The following is a 16,507-nucleotide window of genomic DNA, read 5'->3' as shown; positions in this document are numbered from 1 at the left end:
AAACATTAGCTATGTTGGCAGTGTTCAGAAATTTGAAAGGAGATAAAGCCATTTGGGGCGTCGTGGCCCTCTTGGCCCTTTTCTCATTTTTGCCTGTCTATAGTGCAAGTACCAATTTGGTATATGTCAACGATGATGGTACCACTTTGGGCCATTTGGTAAAACATGCCGTACTCTTGTTTTTGGGCTTTGGGATTATTTATGCGGTGCACCGCATCCCTACCCATTATTTTAAAGGGCTGTCTATTATTGCAATGCCCATTGTATTGCTGTTGTTGGGTTACACCTTGACCGTGGAAACGGAGATAGGTGGGGTTACCGCGAATCGATGGATTAAAATTCCGTTTGTAGGGGTCAATTTCCAGACTTCGACCTTGGCTTCGGTGGTCCTAATGATTTGGATTGCCCGCTACTTGACCAAGATTAAGGACGTTCAGATTACGTTTAAGGAAAGTATTTTACCGCTTTGGTTGCCAACCGCATTGGTGGTAATGCTGATTTTGCCTGAAAACTTTTCAACAGCGGCGATCATCTGTTTTTTGGTATTGGTACTCTGCTTTTTAGGCGGATACCCCTTAAAATATTTGTTCTCCATGGTTGGAGTGGGAATTGTATTGGCAGGAATGTTTCTGTTTGTGCTGTTCAAAGCTCCCGAGGTTTTGCCAGATAGAGCTGGGACCTGGAAATCAAGGATAGAGACTTTTATTCATCCCGAACAAGCCGATAAAGACGATTTACACCAATTGACCTTGGCGCAAATAGCTATTGCCGAAGGTGGAATCGTTGGAAAAGGGGCAGGGAAGAGCGTGATGAAGAATTTGTTGTCGCAGAGTACTTCGGATTTCATTTTTGCCATCATTATTGAAGAATATGGACTGTTGGGTGGAGGAGCACTCTTGTTTTTTTACTTGCTGTTGCTCTTCCGGATTGTGGTGGTGGCGCATTCAGCGAAGACGGTGTTTTCAAAATTATTGGTGATCGGGGTGGGATTGCCCATCGTTTTTCAAGCTTTCATCAATATGGCGGTGGTGGTGCAATTGTTTCCCGTAACGGGTCAGCCGTTACCCCTGATCAGCATGGGTGGAACATCAATATGGATGACCTGTATGGCCATCGGAATTGTGTTGAGTGCCAGCAATAAAACAGAGAATTTAGAGGAGCAATCCTATGACATAGATGAAACCAATCCTTTAGAAGTACTGAGTGGACAAATTTAGGTTTATACTTTCTGGAGGAGGCACCGGAGGACATATTTATCCGGCCATTGCCATAGCCAATGAATTAAAACGAAGGCACCCAAACGCGGAGTTTTTATTTGTAGGAGCAAAAGATAAAATGGAGATGGAAAAAGTACCACAGGCAGGATATGAGATAAAAGGCTTGTGGATAAGTGGAATACAGAGGAAACTGACATTGAAAAATCTCATGTTTCCCTTTAAACTGATAAGTAGTTTGTTAAGAGCACGCAAAATAGTGAAGCAATTTCAACCCGATGTCGCCATCGGGACGGGAGGTTTTGCCAGTGGACCATTGTTACGGATGGCTGCTACTGCGGGAATTCCCTGCGTGCTTCAAGAACAGAATTCCTTTGCGGGAATCACCAACAAACTGCTAGCTGGAAAAGCCAAGAAAATATGTGTGGCCTATGACGGAATGGAGCGGTTTTTTCCAAAGGAAAAAGTGGTAAAAACCGGAAACCCCATCCGAATGGATTTGGTGGATATAAAATCAGACAAGAAAGAGGCTTTTGATTTCTTTGGTTTGGATGAAAGCAAACAAGCCGTCTTGGTTTTGGGTGGTAGTCTAGGTGCGAGACGCATTAACCAATTAATTGAGAAAGAACTGCACTTTTTTGAAACGATGGGATTGCAGGTGCTTTGGCAGTGTGGCAAACTCTATTATGATGAGTACAAAAAACATGAATCTAGTTCTGTAAAGGTATTGGCCTTCGTCAACCGGATGGATTTGGCCTACGCTGCTGGGGATGTCATTATTTCTCGCGCAGGAGCAGGTTCTGTTTCGGAATTGTGCTTGGTGGGTAAACCAGTGTTATTTATTCCGTCTCCCAATGTGGCGGAGGACCATCAGACCCAGAATGCAAAAGCCTTGGTGGCCGAAGACGCCGCCATTATGTTGCGGGAAGCCGAGCTGGACGAAAAATTTGAAAAAAGCTTTGCAAAACTGATGGATTCCCAAGAGCTTCAGAATAAGCTCGGGGCCAACATCAAAAAAATGGCCATGCCCAAGGCCACGGAACATATTGTAGATGAAATTGAAAAATTGTTGAAAGTAAAATGAGGCAAGAGTGTATTCAAAATTTGAAAGTATGTCACCTTGAGCGCAGTCGAAAGGTGCTTGCTGTGGTGGATTTTGTTCTCGACTGCGCTCGAACTAACAATCCACAAGTATGAACATAAAGGACATCCATAGCGTCTATTTTATCGGTATCGGAGGGATTGGTATGTCCGCATTGGCCCGCTATTTCCAATTTGTTGGAAAACCAGTGGCTGGCTATGATAAAACCCCCACTCCAATCACAGATGGGTTGGTGGAGAAGGGTATTTCGGTTCATTTTGAGGACAATGTGGATATGATTCCAAAAACTTTTAAACAAGCTGGAACACTTGTGGTGTACACTCCCGCAGTGCCCGCTGCCCATTCCGAATTGCAATTTTTCAAAAACAACGGTTTTGAGATAAAAAAACGCTCCGAAGTGCTGGGCATCATTACAAAGGATACCTTTTGTTTGGCCGTGGCTGGGACGCATGGCAAAACCACAACATCTTGCATTTTGGCGCATTTAATGAAAGAATGCAACATGCCATTTACGGCATTTTTGGGTGGAGTTTCGGAGGATTTCAACAGCAATTTTGTATTGGAAGGCACTGAATATTCGGTGGTGGAAGCGGATGAGTTTGATCGTTCCTTTTTACGACTTTCTCCCAATGTGGCCTGCATTACTTCTATGGATGCCGACCATTTGGACATTTATGGCACTAAAGAAGAATTGCAGCAATCGTTTAAAGATTTTGCAGGAAAAATAAAACCCGGTGGAACACTTTTCGTGAAAAAGGGGCTTCCTCTTGAAGGTATAACATTTGGAATAGAAGATGGTTCGGACTACCGAATTGAACATATTGAAGTTGAACATGGAACCTACGTATTTGATTTAGTAACGCCCTCAGAGGTATTGAAACAAGTGCGTTTCAACAAACCCGGAAGGCACAATTTGCTCAATGGATTAGCTGCTTTCGCGATGGCGGTGCAAACTGGCTGCCCACCACACCGCCTTGCAGAAGCTTTATCCAGTTTTAAGGGAGTGCAGCGTAGGTTTTCGTATCAGATTAAGGAAAAGGACTTTGCTTTTATTGATGATTATGCCCATCATCCGGCTGAGATTGATGCAGTGTATCAGGCTATTCGAGAAGTGCATCCTGGAGAAAAGATTACAGTGATTTTTCAGCCACATCTGTTTTCACGTACGCGGGATTTCGCCGATGAGTTTGCCGAAAGTCTTTCACAATTTGATGTGATTTTACTAATGGAAATATATCCAGCCAGAGAGGAACCGATAGAAGGAATTACCTCAGGATGGCTATTGGAAAAAATAAAAAACCCCCACAAAAAATTGATTTTAAAATCAAAAATAATTGAAGAAATAAAACATTGTAAAACTGGAGTTTTGGTGGCGTTGGGAGCAGGAGATATTGGAATGGAAGTACCAAAAATCAAAAAAGAATTGGCGTATGCGAGTTAATTGGGATTACATAAAGCTGGTTTGCTTGTCCGTGGCTGTGGTGGGGCTTTACGGCTTTGCCGATCATCGGAGCAAACAGAAAAAAGTGGAGGGAATGACCGTTAAATTTGTGGGAGACAACAACTTGTATATCACTGAGGACGCGGTTAATAAATTGTTAATACAAAATTATGGGCCTGTAAAAAATAGGGCTAAAGAACAGTTAGTTTTGAATACCATAGAGGAGGTAATTCAATCCAACGCTATGGTTAAAAACGCCCAGGTCTATCTTACTGTAAACGGAGAACTTATCTCTAAGATTGTTCAGCGTAAACCGATTGGGAGAATTGAGGGAATCTCTAAATTTTATTTGGATGATTTGGGAGAGCGCATGCCTCTGTCAAAGCACCATTCGGCCAGGGTTCCCATCATCACAGGTGAGGTTACGGGGAAAACCTTGGAGGACGCTTATGTTATTTTGAACTATATCAACAACGATGATTTTCTTCGGAAAAATGTCATTGGGATACACATTGTGAAAGAAGGAAAATACCAACTGCGATTCCGAATGGAAAACTTTGTGGTAAATCTTGGAGGAGTGGAAAATCTTAATGAGAAGTTCAAAAATTTTATGGCTTTTTATGCGAAAGCATCCAAGGATTTGTCCTTGGCAGACTATGCAATAGTGAGTTTGGAGTTCAGCAATCAAGTGGTTTGCACCAAAATATAACGTATGGAACAGGGTAATTATTCAGTTGGATTGGATATTGGAACTACCAAGATTGTAGCAATCATTGGTAAGGAAAATGAGTATGGAAAAATAGAAATTTTAGGAACTGGAAAGTCCAAAAGTCTTGGTGTGCACCGTGGCGTGGTCAATAATATTACACAGACCATTTCGTCTATTCAGCAAGCCGTGGAACAGGCCGAAGTCAATTCGGGCTTGAAGATTGGTTCCGTGGTGGTGGGTATTGCAGGACAGCACATCCGAAGTCTTCATCATAGCGATTATATCACCCGACCAGATTCAGAAGAAGTCATTAACAATGAAGATTTGGACCGACTCTGCAATCAGGTCTACAAACTGGTGATGCTTCCCGGAGAGGAAATCATTCATGTATTGCCCCAAGAATACAAAGTGGACGGACAAACCGAGATTAAACAACCTAAAGGAATGTATGGCGGTCGTTTGGAAGCCAATTTCCACGTGGTGGTAGGCCAAGTATCGTCCATCAAAAACATTGGGCGATGCATTAAGAGTGCCGGATTGGATTTGGGTAACATTACCTTGGAGCCGCTAGCTTCTGCTGATGCCGTATTGAGTCAGGAAGAAAAAGAGGCCGGTGTGGCCTTGATTGATATAGGTGGTGGAACCACAGATTTGGCCATTTTTAAGGATGGTATTATTCGCCATACCGCGGTAATCCCATTTGGAGGTAATGTCATCACCGAAGATATCAAGGAAGGCTGTTCCATTATCGAAAAACAAGCAGAACTCCTCAAAATAAAATTTGGTTCCGCATGGCCCGGTGAAAACAAGGACAACGAGATTGTTTCCATTCCCGGACTTCGTGGTCGTGAGCCTAAAGAAATCACATTGAAGAACCTTTCCAAAATCATCCACGCTAGAGTGGTAGAGATTGTGGAACAGGTTTATGTTGAAATCAAGAACTATGGTCATGAAGAGCAAAAGAAAAAATTGATTGCAGGGATTGTATTGACCGGTGGTGGAAGCCAATTGAAGCATTTAAAGCAACTGGTGGAATACATTACCGGGATGGATACCCGAATCGGTTACCCCAATGAGCATTTAGCAGGAGATTCAGATGAAGAAGTAGCCAGTCCACTATATGCAACAGCAGTTGGTCTTTTGATGAATGCTTTGGAGTCTACAGGTAAGCAAGTTGTTGCTGAGGAAGAACAAATCCCTGAAGAAGAAAAGGTATTGGTGGGCCAAGAAGCTATGCAAGGTCAGTCAATGGCTTCAGATAAGGAACGAAAATCAATATTTGACAAATGGTCCGAGAAGTTGAAGGACTTTTTGGATAACGCAGAATAACCCCATACAAAGCAGAGTATAACCCCGTAAAAGAAACACAACCGTTATGAGTAAGAACGCCGAATTTGATAACATCGCTTTTGATTTGCCCAAGAACAAGAGCAACGTAATAAAAGTAATCGGAGTTGGAGGTGGAGGAAGCAATGCCATCAATCACATGTTCCAAGCAGGAATAAATGGAGTGGACTTCGTCATCTGCAATACAGACGCGCAAGCCCTGCAAAACAGTTCAGTGCCCAATAAAATCCAGTTAGGGGTTTCCTTGACAGAGGGACTTGGTGCAGGAGCAAACCCTGAGATTGGGGAACAGGCCGCTTTGGAAAGCATGGAAGACATTAAAGGTATGTTGGAGCACACTACCAAAATGGCCTTTATTACTGCGGGTATGGGCGGTGGAACAGGTACAGGAGCGGCTCCTGTAATTGCTAAGCTTGCCAAGGAAATGGATGTGCTTACCGTGGGGATTGTTACCATTCCCTTTCAGTTTGAAGGGGCCATGCGGAACAAACAGGCACAATTGGGGATAGAAAAATTGCGTGCCAATGTGGATTCGCTGATTGTTATTAACAACAACAAACTACGGGAAGTTTACGGTAATCTTGGGTTTAAAGCCGGATTCTCCAAAGCGGATGAAGTTTTGGCCACTGCAGCAAGGGGGATAGCAGAGGTAATTACACACCACTATACACAAAATATTGACCTCCGGGATGCCAAAACGGTACTTTCCAATAGTGGCACAGCCATTATGGGTTCTGCGACTGCTTCAGGTTCTGCCAGAGCCAACGAAGCCATCATGAAGGCCTTGGATTCACCCTTATTGAACGATAACAAAATCAATGGAGCGAAGAATGTGCTGTTACTGATTGTTTCCGGCTCGCAGGAAATTACGATTGATGAGATTGGAGAAATCAATGATCACATTCAAATTGAGGCTGGTCATGGCGCCAACATCATCATGGGTGTGGGCGAAGATGAAAGTTTAGGCGAAGCCATTGCTGTTACGGTTATCGCTACCGGTTTCAATGTTGACCAACAGGACGACATTGTCAACACCGAATCCAAAAAAGTGTTTTACACTTTGGAGGACGAACAGACTGCTGAGCAGGATTTGACCCCAGAGGCTACATCCGTACAGGAGGTGAAAATTGAAAAAGAAGAGCCGGTTCAACAACCCCAGGAGCCTACTATTGTAAAACACACTTTGGAAACTCCAGAGGAGGATGTCGATGAAATTAAGCCTAAAGCAAAGGTGGAGCCTTCAAAAATGGAAGAACCAGAGTCCGATTTAATCCCTACAACCAGCTATATCCGAAACTTCAATGTGTTTTATGAGGAGGTGGTTCCAGAGAATGTAGAGGATGATTTCATCATTATAGAAGCAAAGAAAATCATTAACGATATTGAGGTGATTGACCCCGAAGTGGTTTCGCCAACAGCCAAGGAAGACCAGTTTACTTTGAGCTTTGATATGCCTTTGAATAGCGAAGTAGAAGTAGAGGAAGAAGACGAAAAGGAGCATACGGTTACCTTTAATTTGGATGATGGTATTGGAGATGTAAAAGTCAACGAATATGTAGAGGTCAAGCCCGTTTTGGAATACAAGAAGGAGGGTGAAACCCGCTACAATTTGGAAGAGTACATGGAGTTGGAGAACAAACTCACCGGGGCTAAGTCAAAGGCAGAGACCCATGAGCCCAAATTGGTGGAGAATGAGTTGGTGTTTGAAAAGAAGACTATCAGAATGGAAGCGTCCAACGAGGGTGAAGGAAATTCCAATAGTGTGGATCCTTTTAACAGTTCCATCAGTGAATTATTGAAAGAGCGTGCCGATGAGCGTCGCAAAAAATTGAAAAATTTCAACTACAAGTTCCAAAATAATAGGAACAGCATAGACGAGATAGAAAAGCAGCCTGCATACAAACGCCAGGGAGTGGATTTAAACGACGTTCCCAAGGAGCAAAAAGTATCTAGGACCACATTGAGTGAGGACAGCAATGATGATTTGCAGTTGCGTTCCAATAACTCTTTTTTGCACGATAATGTTGATTAGTAGTGTTTAAATTGAAATCCATTTTTTAATGGAAAGCATAAGCCCGATAGTTAAGAGACTTTCGGGTTTATTTTTTATCTTCGCAGCCCAAAATATTCAGAAATGGATTTGCAGGAAAAAGTAATGACGGAAATGAAAGCCGCAATGAAGGCTAAGGACACGGTTGCCTTGGAATCATTGCGAGCGATCAAATCCGCTATTTTGTTGGCAAAAACGGAAAAAGTCGGTACTGAACTGTCAGAAGAAGATGAAATTAAGCTGGTTCAAAAGCTGGTAAAACAGCGTAAGGACAGTGCGACCATTTATCAACAGCAAGGCCGTGAAGATTTGGCTGAACCTGAATTGGCCCAAGTGGCGGTCATTGAAAAGTTTTTGCCAGAGCAGCTTTCAGAACAAGAGATTGAAAAAGTTGTGGTGCAGACCATCGATTCCATTGGTGCTTCTGGAATGCAGGATATGGGAAAGGTCATGGGCATTGTCTCCAAAGAATTGGCAGGGCAGGCCGATGGGAAGACCATTTCCAGTATCGTAAAAGCAAAATTGAGTTCATAAATAATATTTAAGGCCGCGTAGTTCAACTGGATAGAATATCAGATTTCGGCTCTGAGGGTTGAGGGTTCGAATCCTTCCGCGGTCACTAGAAGAAAAAGCCCCGCAACAATTGTTGCGGGGCTTTTTCTTTTTTTTTAATTCCTTTGAGATAAAGTATCCTAGTTTAAAAGGTTACTCATTTTAGCTTTTACGATGGCATTTACCTGGGCGGCTACATAAAGCATTTCGCGGGCAATGGCTTCACGGTTCTCAAATAATACTTCAGCATTTTGATTGGTCAAACCATCTTCAACGTAGACTTTTATGCTGTTGTCATCATCCAAGTTTAAAGAGTCAATATTTTTTCGCTCAACTTCCCAAAACCCGCTACCGTACTTTACATTGATGGTGTTTATTCTGATGTCCTTTTCATTTTTAACCTTAAAGCCGTGAGTTTCCAATTCTGAGAGATTTATGGGTTGCTCTGAACCCTTCACCCCTGCGGATTCAATAGAGAAGCTTTCATTAAGATTGTAATAAATGAGACCAGTGGTAAGCCATATCATGGCTAGTTGGCTTATTTCACTGTTAGCCTGATCGATAAAGGCCACAGTATAATTCTCTTTGTCCATATTGGATGCCATTCTGGAAGCCAACTGATTCAATACCATAGTTTTGTTTTCCGAAATTTCTGGAAATGTTTCGATTTGTTTTTCAATAGATTTTTTAATTTTTCCCCTTAGTTCTTGGGACATCACGGTTAGCGGAAGGCAAAGCAGCATAACTGCCAGTGCACGGATTAATTTAGTTTTCATTTTCTTCTTTTTAATTGTTGATATATTATTTTATCGCAATAAAACGATTAATGAAATCAAAAAAATACTAACAGCATTCTTCATCCAACGAAACTTGCTGATCTAGAAAAGTTTTGAACTTCTCCTTCATATTGTTCCAGTTTTCCATATTAACACAATAGCAGACACTGGTTCCTTCAACATCACCTTTTATCAATCCCATATTTCTCAGCTCTTTAAGGTGCTGTGAAACTGTAGGTTGAGCCAGTCCAATCTCATCGACTAGATCACCACAAACACACGACTGAACCTTAAAAAGGTGCTGCAAGATGGCTACTCTGGCTGGATGGGCAAATACCTTACCAATGAGTGCAAGCTCATTTTGATTGTCGGTAAAGATTTCGGTTTTGGCCAATCCCATATTTATCAATTTATTGCAATATTACGATTAATATTTAATCCAGTATTGGATTAAAGGAAAATTATCGGAAAACTACTTAACTTTTGTGCCTTCTTTTAAAGTTTCTATACAAGTGGACAAGGCTCGGTAGTTATGGTAGGCACTTTTCCAAATATTACCCTTAGGATTGTTTTTGGTTTCTGGCCGGGTATCCAATCCCCATGAGTACCAGCCTCCGTGTTCTTTGTCCATGAGATAAGTGTTGGTGTATTCCCAAAGCTTGTCGAAATGAGCCCTATATTTCAATGAATCATTCGGAAAATAGGAGTCCATTAACAATAAACTGTTCAGTCCTTCGGCTTGGGTCCACCAATTTTTATGGTGATTTACAATGGTGATGGAATCTTCATCTTTAAAATAATAGCCGCCATCATAGAAACCACCAAGGTCGTTGTCCCATCCATTTTCTAAGGAATGGTCCACCATTTTTTTGCCTTTAATCAGGGTTTCATCAAACTGCCAATTGTCGAGAACCTCTGAGGCTTCCAACATCAAAAATGCCGTTTCCACATCATGCCCGAAAGTGACATGGTCCTGATAATAATGGGCCGATATGGTATCCTTTGGTGCATCTTTAAAGGATACATGGGTCCAATCCCCTTCAAAATAGAGGTTCATATAGCCTTTTTCGGTGGTAAAGGTATCGCGAATCAAAGTCAACATTTCCTTGACCCGCTCTTCCACAATAGCATCGGGCCAAACCTCATAAAGCATGGTCAAGGCCTCCAACAAGTGAATGGAACTGTTGTAATCTTTGTAGCCTATATTGGAGCTTGTGACTGTATTTGCTGTACGTTCAACTGGTGTTCCATCAATATTTAGGGTTTGATAATAGCCTTTGTGGATGCTATCATGACTTCCTTTTTCCAACCAGTTGAAGGTTTTTTTGGCCAAATCCAGGGCTTCTTCATTTTTAGAGGCATGGTAGTAGGCCGCCAGTCCGTATATGGCAAAAGAATTTCCATACGCTGTTTTGCTACCTTCCAAGGGTTCACCTTCCTTGGTAACCAGGTTGTGGAACCCTCCATTGATTTCATCCCACATGTGGTCCCGTAAAAATCGGAATCCATGTTCGGCATTAGTAAGGTACTCTTCTTTTCGTTCAGGGTTGTACTCAGCGGCCACGGCATTGGTCCAAACGTGCCTGGCTTGGGTAACGATCATTTTATTCTGATTTTCACCTACCTTAAAATCATACGTAAGTTCGCTATAAAAGCCACCGTCAACCGTGTCCACGGCCAAAGGGTACCATTTATCCAACAGTTGCTCATAGGCAGCGGTTTCAAGAGCTGTAATAAGGTCGTTGTTAGAAGTATTTTTTTTCTCTTTTGTGGAACATCCAATGAGCAGTGCAATGAAGAAAAATGAAAGTGTCCAGCTATGTTTCATGGTTATGATAGATATGTGCACACTAAAGATAGAATAATCTCAATATTTTAGGAATTGGCCGAAGAATTCTCAAACAATTGGATTAAAAAGTGAAAAATTTCGGATTCCTTTTGAAAGGAAGTGGTTTCTGTTTGGACTAAAAACCGGAAATCCACGAACTATCTGATGGATATCTTGCATGAAAATTTTAATCGTTGCACATGAAAAAGAGAATATTGGTACTTTTTTTAATTGTTAGCACTGTTCTTCAAGCGCAGTCCATAGATTATAATACCAAACGGGGATACGCTGCCAATGGTTATGATGTAGTTTCTTATTTTGAGGGTAAACCCCAAGAAGGACTCAAGGAAATTTCCACGAAATATGATGGTATCAATTATAAATTTTCCAATCAGGAACATTTGGCAGAATTTAAAGCAAATCCTGAAAAATATATCCCCCAATATGGAGGTTACTGTGCCTATGCGGTAGCTGTTTCAAGTAAAAAGGTGAGCATAAACCCAGAAACGTATGAAATTAAGGACGGTAAATTGTACCTTTTCTACAACGCAGGAAGAACCAATACACTGGAACTTTGGCGCAACGAATCGACTAATGAATTAAGGGCCAAAGCCGATATGAATTGGAAAAAAATTAAACATTAGTAGTATTTCAAATGTGTTCAAATTCAACCTATATGGATATTTTGAGTCTACGGATTTAATGTCCCTGTTTTGGATTTTCTTTCTATCTTATGATCATATTGGTCAAAAAACAACTTAACTATAAAACATTGTAATCATCATGTTCAAATCTTCCATAGATACCCTTGAGCAGTTTATGCAAATTCTCTTACAACTTCCACAGGAGTGCTACGCCCAGTCATGCAAAGTGCTTTCCAATTCCAGCATTGGCCAGCATACCCGACACATTATTGAACTTTATCTTTGTTTGATCCACGGGTATGACAATGCGAATGTATCTTACGATAGTAGGGAACGTAACCATAGGATTGAGAATGAACTGCCCTATGCCATTGAACAGTTGAAATTGATACAAACCCAATTGGAGCGGCCCAACAAACCCGTTAAGGTTACCTATGAGTTGGGCGATTCGGAAACATGCTTGGAGTCCAATTATTTTCGTGAGGTAATGTATAACTTGGAACATACCATACACCATCAGGCTCTAATAAAAGTGGGGATTGAACATTTTACGACTCTTCAACTTCCAGAATCCTTTGGTGTGGCCCCGTCCACCATGCAACACCGACAGGCATGTGCACAGTAAGTTTTATTTCTCGAAATAATCGTTATTACATCACCTCCAATCGGGATGAACATGTTTCCCGTCCTTTGGCGTATCAACCTCAGGAAAAAACCATTAATGATGTAAAAGTGTTGTTTCCCAAAGATCCTAAAGCGGGTGGCACATGGTTTGCCATTAATGAGCTTGGGGTGGTCTCCGTCTTGTTGAACGGTGCGTATGTGCGGCATCAATCCAAAGGAAGTTATGTGAAAAGCAGGGGATTGGTGTTATTGGATGTGATTAGCTCACTTCATCCAGAAACGACTCTTCAACAAATGGATTTATACAATATTGAGCCCTTCACCCTTATATTGCTCAACGGAAGTTTATTGGAGTTCAGGTGGGATGGCAACCAAAAATATTTTACCCCTCTGGACAAAGCAAAAGATCATATTTGGTCTTCTGTTACTTTGTATACTGATGATGTAATTGCCAAGAGGGCCTCTTTGTTCGATTCATTTCTGAGGAAAAAAGAGCACATTGAAGCCAAGGACGTTGTGGATTTCCATTCCAATAACCATAAAGATTTTGAAAATGGTTTTATCATTGATCGGGAAACAGGTCTAAAAACCTTTAGTGTGACCCAAACGGTATTAGATCAAGAGGAAATTTTGATGCGCCATATCGATTTGCTCAGTGATACCACATATGAGGTGCCTTTTTTTCTAAATGATTCACTTTCAGTATCCGTGAAATGAGTGTCTGGAAATTAAAATGGCACAAACTTACCCATTGGGAATATTGGCCGCTGTGGGCTATTTATTATCCATTGTTTCCCGTTTGGCTCTACTATTCCATAAAAGCACGTTCTTTTTTCTTTTTTAATGCTGCAAATCCATCTATGAAGCACGGGGGTATGGCCATGGTTTCCAAAATGGAAATTTATAATATGATTCCCCAACAATATATTCCCAAAACAGTTTTTATCGCCAAGGATGAGACCTCAGAAAATGCTTTGGAGCGCATTTTGGGTTCGAATATTGAATTTCCTTTTATTGCCAAGCCGGATATTGGCATAAAAGCCTTTGGGGTGGACAAAATTCACACTAAAGCTGAATTCAAAAGCTACTTGCTAAGGACACCTTCCCATTTTTTGGTACAGGAACTTATTCCTTTTACCAAGGAATTGGGCATCTTTTACGTACGCAAACCCGGAGCCGACAAAGGGAAAATTACGGGTATGGTATCCAAAGAGTTTCTTTCGGTGATAGGGGATGGCAAAAGCACCATTGAGCAATTGATTAAAAAAAATCCCCGAAGTCATTTGCAATTAAAGGCCCTTGACCAAAAGTTGGGTGATGAACTCAACATAGTGCTCACCAAAGGTGAAAAATTTGTTTTAGTACCCTTTGGGAGTCACACCAGAGGGGCAAGGTTTGTGGACATTACCCATAAATTAAATGCGGATTTGGAACAAGTTATTGACGCTATCTGCTCTCAAATGAATGAGTTTCACTACGGTCGTTTGGATGTGTTATATAACTCGTTTGAAGAACTGTGCGAGGGTAAAAATTTCTGTGTGATTGAGATCAATGGGGCTGGGGGAGAGGCTACCCATATTTATGACCCGAAACATTCCCTCTTTTTTGCATGGCGGGAGATTACCAAACACTGGGGCTTTATGAATGAGGTGAGCATCCTCAACCATAAAAAAGGCCATTCATATCTGAGTTTTAGGGGAGGTAGGGCCATGCTTCGGGAACATCATGCCTTGGAGGCCCAGATTCGGTTGGTTTGATGGGTTAAAGCCTTATTTTTTATAAGCAAGCAATGCTTCCCTAAAAAACTGAAGTCCAATTTCCTCGGTTACATTAGAAGCAGGTAGAATTGCCCCTTTGAACCCATTATTGTGCCATTTTCCATGTGATAACGGTGGAAAGGCCCACGTACGCAGGCTGGTATTACCTCGGTAGCCACTGATATAAAAATAGAAGTCATCTACCATATTGTCTGGGATGGCCAGCCCCAACCCAATTGATTTTCCGGAACCGTCATGCAGATGGGCAAAAGCACCTGTGTCAAAATGGTGCGGCCACACCCGGATTTCAGATTCCAGCGCTTCTTCCTGTAAAAAAGTACTTAACACATTTTGAGCCAAGGTTCGTAAACGTACCAATTCTTCTACTTCATCTTTGCTATGCCAGTAGTAGGTTTTGAGTTCATCCATGGCATAAGGAAGACCATAGTGAAGTTGATACTCATAAGGCTTCGAAAAATTGGTGCCTTGTGCCATGCTATGAAGCCAATCCAACACTTCTTGGTGAGTTTTTCCTTCTAGGGAAAAGGATTGGGGATTGCCGGATTTCCAATCCAAGGCAAAGGTTGTATAATTTAAACCCAGTTGGGTTCCTGAATCATCCAAAGGCCAGGTTAACAAACTTTTTTCAGTAGTGGAAAACCCCATATTGGTATGACTGTCATCTTCCAAGTGTTCCAGAAAACTTTTTCCGGCCATGGCCAAATACTGTGATGCCAAATGGAATTGTTGAAGCATTTTCATGGTAACGAAGTGTGTCCCCTGAAATTACAAAATTTTGAGTGTTTTCAGGAATCCTTTTCAGCCAATTGTAGCTTCTGCTTTATGGCCTTCATAATGATGGGTGCATGGATTCGGGAATTTTCAATAAACCATTTATGGGTTTCCATACCGCCGCAAATCACCCCTGCCAAAAACAAACCGGGAATGTTGGTTTCCATCGTTTCTGGATTATAGGAGGGTAGTCGTTTTTCATCTTCTGAAAGCTGAATACCAAGTTTTTCCAGAAACTCAAAATTCGGCATATATCCGGTTAGGGCAAGCACAAAATCATTGGCAAGGGTCACTTCACCCTCTGCAGTGTCCACAACAATTTCATGCGCTTTGATTTCTTTCACGGTGGAATTGTAGTATGCTTTAATGCTGCCTTCCTCAATTCGGTTGATGATATCTGGACGTACCCAATATTTTACGCGTTGGCCCACTTCCGGTCCTCGAATGATGAGCGTGACCTCTGCACCTTTCCGCCAGCACTCCAAAGCGGCATCAATGGCTGAATTACTGGCACCTACCACCGCCAATTTTTGACTGGCATAAAAGTGGGGGTCTTTGTAATAGTGCGAAACCTTGGGCAAATCCTCCCCAGGAACATTTATTTTATTGGGTAAATCGTAAAACCCGGTAGCCACGATTATATTTTTGGCATTGTAGTGGTCTTTGTCAGTCTTTACGTTAAAGATTTCCCCTTTTTTTTCAACCTCCAGTACCTTTTCAAAAAGATGAATATTTAAATCATTGGAAGTCACAATTCGGCGATAGTATTCCAAAGCCTCATTGCGTTTGGGTTTGGCTTCCTTGCTGATAAAGGGAATGTCATCAATCTCCAACTTCTCCGAAGAGGAGAAAAACTGCATGTTAATGGGGTAGTTGAACAAAGAATTTACAATGGGTCCCTTTTCAATGATGACATAGGAAATCCCTTGCTTTTTAGCCTCTAGACCGCAAGCAATGCCTATTGGCCCTCCTCCAATAATAACAATATCAAACTCTTGCATTAGGCAATCTGTTCTTTTAGGTCTGTAATGGTTTGGGTTGGATTCTCACTTGAAAACACAAAATTGCCAGCTACCAAAATATCCACACCCGTATCCACCAATTTTTTGGCATTGGTCGCATTTACCCCACCATCAATTTCAATCAGGGCATTGGAATTTTTCTGTTGGATGAGCTTTTTTAGATCCGACACCTTTTTGTAGGTATGCTCAATAAACGACTGTCCTCCAAAACCGGGATTTACACTCATCAAATTGACGATGTCAACATCTTGAATGATATCTTCCAATAAGTCAATAGAGGTATGTGGATTCATGGCCACGCCAGCTTTCATGCCTTCATCTTTAATGGCTTGTAAGGTTCTGTGCAAATGGCGGCAAGCTTCATAATGCACAGTTAGGTTGTGAACTCCAAGGTCTGCAAACGTCTTGATGTACCGATCAGGGTCAACAATCATCAAGTGTGTGTCCAAGGTCTTCTTGGCATGCTTGGCAATAGCTTTTACCACAGGCATTCCAAAAGAAATGTTGGGTACAAAGACACCATCCATGATGTCCAAATGAAACCAATCGGCCTCACTTTGGTTCACCATTTCAATATCGCGCTGTAAGTTGGCAAAATCTGATGCCAGTAGGGAAGGTGCAATAATCTTTTTGCTCATGTAAGAATCAA

17 protein-coding genes and 1 tRNA gene are annotated in these 16,507 nt (G+C 41.7%); 12 read left to right on the top strand and 6 right to left on the bottom strand.

The window, feature by feature from the left end; genetic code table 11:
• The first annotated feature begins 11 nt into the window (after nt 1–11).
• The 8 genes from J0X14_RS10265 to J0X14_RS10230 all read left to right on the top strand — a co-directional run bounded on the left by J0X14_RS10265 (nt 12) and on the right by J0X14_RS10230 (nt 8,482).
• The gene (locus tag J0X14_RS10265; RefSeq protein WP_207097691.1) at nt 12–1,217 is read left to right on the top strand and encodes an FtsW/RodA/SpoVE family cell cycle protein; all 1,206 of its coding nucleotides are present in this window, start codon (nt 12–14) and stop codon (nt 1,215–1,217) included.
• Nucleotides 1,204–2,298 carry an undecaprenyldiphospho-muramoylpentapeptide beta-N-acetylglucosaminyltransferase gene (murG, locus tag J0X14_RS10260; RefSeq protein ID WP_207097690.1) on the top strand — a complete coding sequence of 365 codons (1,095 nt, stop codon included), beginning with the start codon at nt 1,204–1,206 and terminating at the stop codon, nt 2,296–2,298. Before J0X14_RS10265 ends, murG begins: the two co-directional genes overlap by 14 nt.
• A gap of 109 nt (nt 2,299–2,407) precedes the next feature.
• A complete protein-coding gene (gene murC, locus J0X14_RS10255; protein ID WP_207097689.1) occupies nt 2,408–3,757 on the top strand; it encodes a UDP-N-acetylmuramate--L-alanine ligase in 1,350 nt (449 codons plus the stop codon).
• On the top strand, nt 3,747–4,466 hold the full coding sequence (locus J0X14_RS10250; RefSeq protein ID WP_207097688.1) for a cell division protein FtsQ/DivIB: 720 nt from the start codon (nt 3,747–3,749) through the stop codon (nt 4,464–4,466). The genes murC and J0X14_RS10250 overlap by 11 nt, the downstream gene beginning before the upstream one ends.
• Before the next feature lie 3 nt (nt 4,467–4,469).
• Nucleotides 4,470–5,795, top strand: a complete 1,326-nt coding sequence (gene ftsA, locus J0X14_RS10245) for a cell division protein FtsA (protein ID WP_207097687.1) — start codon at nt 4,470–4,472, stop codon at nt 5,793–5,795.
• A gap of 46 nt (nt 5,796–5,841) precedes the next feature.
• On the top strand, nt 5,842–7,845 hold the full coding sequence (gene ftsZ / locus J0X14_RS10240) for a cell division protein FtsZ (RefSeq protein WP_207097686.1): 2,004 nt from the start codon (nt 5,842–5,844) through the stop codon (nt 7,843–7,845).
• A 102-nt stretch (nt 7,846–7,947) separates the two neighbouring features.
• Nucleotides 7,948–8,397: a GatB/YqeY domain-containing protein gene (locus J0X14_RS10235; protein WP_207097685.1), complete on the top strand. Its 450-nt coding sequence runs from the start codon at nt 7,948–7,950 to the stop codon at nt 8,395–8,397.
• Between the two features lie 11 nt (nt 8,398–8,408).
• A tRNA-Arg gene (locus J0X14_RS10230) sits at nt 8,409–8,482 on the top strand.
• A gap of 73 nt (nt 8,483–8,555) precedes the next feature.
• Here the strand turns inward: J0X14_RS10230 and J0X14_RS10225 are convergent.
• The 3 genes from J0X14_RS10225 to J0X14_RS10215 all read right to left on the bottom strand — a co-directional run bounded on the left by J0X14_RS10225 (nt 8,556) and on the right by J0X14_RS10215 (nt 11,019).
• Nucleotides 8,556–9,191: a hypothetical protein gene (locus J0X14_RS10225; protein WP_207097684.1), complete on the bottom strand. Its 636-nt coding sequence runs from the start codon at nt 9,189–9,191 to the stop codon at nt 8,556–8,558.
• Nucleotides 9,192–9,258: 67 nt separating this feature from the next.
• Nucleotides 9,259–9,591: an ArsR/SmtB family transcription factor gene (locus J0X14_RS10220; protein ID WP_207097683.1), complete on the bottom strand. Its 333-nt coding sequence runs from the start codon at nt 9,589–9,591 to the stop codon at nt 9,259–9,261.
• A 72-nt stretch (nt 9,592–9,663) separates the two neighbouring features.
• The gene (locus J0X14_RS10215) at nt 9,664–11,019 is read right to left on the bottom strand and encodes an AGE family epimerase/isomerase (protein ID WP_207097682.1); all 1,356 of its coding nucleotides are present in this window, start codon (nt 11,017–11,019) and stop codon (nt 9,664–9,666) included.
• Between the two features lie 200 nt (nt 11,020–11,219).
• Here J0X14_RS10215 and J0X14_RS10210 point away from each other — a divergent pair, with 200 nt between their 5' ends.
• From J0X14_RS10210 to J0X14_RS10195, 4 genes are all read left to right on the top strand, one after another.
• The gene (locus J0X14_RS10210; RefSeq protein WP_207097681.1) at nt 11,220–11,663 is read left to right on the top strand and encodes a YHS domain-containing (seleno)protein; all 444 of its coding nucleotides are present in this window, start codon (nt 11,220–11,222) and stop codon (nt 11,661–11,663) included.
• Between the two features lie 139 nt (nt 11,664–11,802).
• Complete coding sequence (locus tag J0X14_RS10205; RefSeq protein WP_207097680.1) at nt 11,803–12,288, top strand: DinB family protein; 486 nt, start codon at nt 11,803–11,805, stop codon at nt 12,286–12,288.
• Nucleotides 12,276–13,004 (top strand): NRDE family protein, encoded by a 729-nt coding sequence (locus J0X14_RS10200; RefSeq protein WP_207097679.1) that lies wholly within the window; start codon nt 12,276–12,278, stop codon nt 13,002–13,004. Before J0X14_RS10205 ends, J0X14_RS10200 begins: the two co-directional genes overlap by 13 nt.
• On the top strand, nt 13,001–14,044 hold the full coding sequence (locus J0X14_RS10195) for a D-alanine--D-alanine ligase (protein ID WP_207097678.1): 1,044 nt from the start codon (nt 13,001–13,003) through the stop codon (nt 14,042–14,044). The genes J0X14_RS10200 and J0X14_RS10195 overlap by 4 nt, the downstream gene beginning before the upstream one ends.
• Nucleotides 14,045–14,056: 12 nt before the next feature.
• Here the strand turns inward: J0X14_RS10195 and J0X14_RS10190 are convergent, their stop codons facing one another.
• From J0X14_RS10190 to rpe, 3 genes are read right to left on the bottom strand one after another with little or no spacing between them, the layout of a single operon-like run.
• Nucleotides 14,057–14,806 (bottom strand): hypothetical protein, encoded by a 750-nt coding sequence (locus J0X14_RS10190; protein WP_207097677.1) that lies wholly within the window; start codon nt 14,804–14,806, stop codon nt 14,057–14,059.
• Nucleotides 14,807–14,850: 44 nt separating this feature from the next.
• Entirely contained in the window at nt 14,851–15,837 is a 987-nt protein-coding gene (locus tag J0X14_RS10185; RefSeq protein ID WP_207097676.1) for a YpdA family putative bacillithiol disulfide reductase, read from the bottom strand.
• Nucleotides 15,837–16,496, bottom strand: coding sequence for a ribulose-phosphate 3-epimerase (gene rpe, locus J0X14_RS10180; RefSeq protein ID WP_207097675.1), 660 nt, complete (start codon nt 16,494–16,496; stop codon nt 15,837–15,839). The genes J0X14_RS10185 and rpe overlap by 1 nt, the downstream gene beginning before the upstream one ends.
• Nucleotides 16,497–16,507: the final 11 nt, after the last annotated feature.

It is taken from the genome of Allomuricauda sp. CAU 1633, assembly GCF_017313225.1.
Lineage (GTDB): Bacteria > Bacteroidota > Bacteroidia > Flavobacteriales > Flavobacteriaceae > Flagellimonas.
The sequence above is the reverse complement of the archived record's forward strand: the minus strand, read 5'-3'. Positions and strand labels throughout refer to the sequence as shown.

What these genes read in the sequence shown, in the direction of transcription:
- J0X14_RS10265 (WP_207097691.1), top strand. Translation starts at nt 12, where the DNA reads ATGTTGGCAGTGTTCAGAAATTTGAAAGGAGATAAAGCCATTTGGGGC.
- murC (WP_207097689.1), top strand. Translation starts at nt 2,408, where the DNA reads ATGAACATAAAGGACATCCATAGCGTCTATTTTATCGGTATCGGAGGG.
- J0X14_RS10250 (WP_207097688.1), top strand. Translation starts at nt 3,747, where the DNA reads ATGCGAGTTAATTGGGATTACATAAAGCTGGTTTGCTTGTCCGTGGCT.
- ftsA (WP_207097687.1), top strand. Translation starts at nt 4,470, where the DNA reads ATGGAACAGGGTAATTATTCAGTTGGATTGGATATTGGAACTACCAAG.
- ftsZ (WP_207097686.1), top strand. Translation starts at nt 5,842, where the DNA reads ATGAGTAAGAACGCCGAATTTGATAACATCGCTTTTGATTTGCCCAAG.
- J0X14_RS10235 (WP_207097685.1), top strand. Translation starts at nt 7,948, where the DNA reads ATGGATTTGCAGGAAAAAGTAATGACGGAAATGAAAGCCGCAATGAAG.
- J0X14_RS10225 (WP_207097684.1), bottom strand. Translation starts at nt 9,191, where the DNA reads ATGAAAACTAAATTAATCCGTGCACTGGCAGTTATGCTGCTTTGCCTT.
- J0X14_RS10220 (WP_207097683.1), bottom strand. Translation starts at nt 9,591, where the DNA reads ATGGGATTGGCCAAAACCGAAATCTTTACCGACAATCAAAATGAGCTT.
- J0X14_RS10215 (WP_207097682.1), bottom strand. Translation starts at nt 11,019, where the DNA reads ATGAAACATAGCTGGACACTTTCATTTTTCTTCATTGCACTGCTCATT.
- J0X14_RS10210 (WP_207097681.1), top strand. Translation starts at nt 11,220, where the DNA reads ATGAAAAAGAGAATATTGGTACTTTTTTTAATTGTTAGCACTGTTCTT.
- J0X14_RS10205 (WP_207097680.1), top strand. Translation starts at nt 11,803, where the DNA reads ATGTTCAAATCTTCCATAGATACCCTTGAGCAGTTTATGCAAATTCTC.
- J0X14_RS10200 (WP_207097679.1), top strand. Translation starts at nt 12,276, where the DNA reads ATGTGCACAGTAAGTTTTATTTCTCGAAATAATCGTTATTACATCACC.
- J0X14_RS10195 (WP_207097678.1), top strand. Translation starts at nt 13,001, where the DNA reads ATGAGTGTCTGGAAATTAAAATGGCACAAACTTACCCATTGGGAATAT.
- J0X14_RS10190 (WP_207097677.1), bottom strand. Translation starts at nt 14,806, where the DNA reads ATGAAAATGCTTCAACAATTCCATTTGGCATCACAGTATTTGGCCATG.
- J0X14_RS10185 (WP_207097676.1), bottom strand. Translation starts at nt 15,837, where the DNA reads ATGCAAGAGTTTGATATTGTTATTATTGGAGGAGGGCCAATAGGCATT.
- rpe (WP_207097675.1), bottom strand. Translation starts at nt 16,496, where the DNA reads ATGAGCAAAAAGATTATTGCACCTTCCCTACTGGCATCAGATTTTGCC.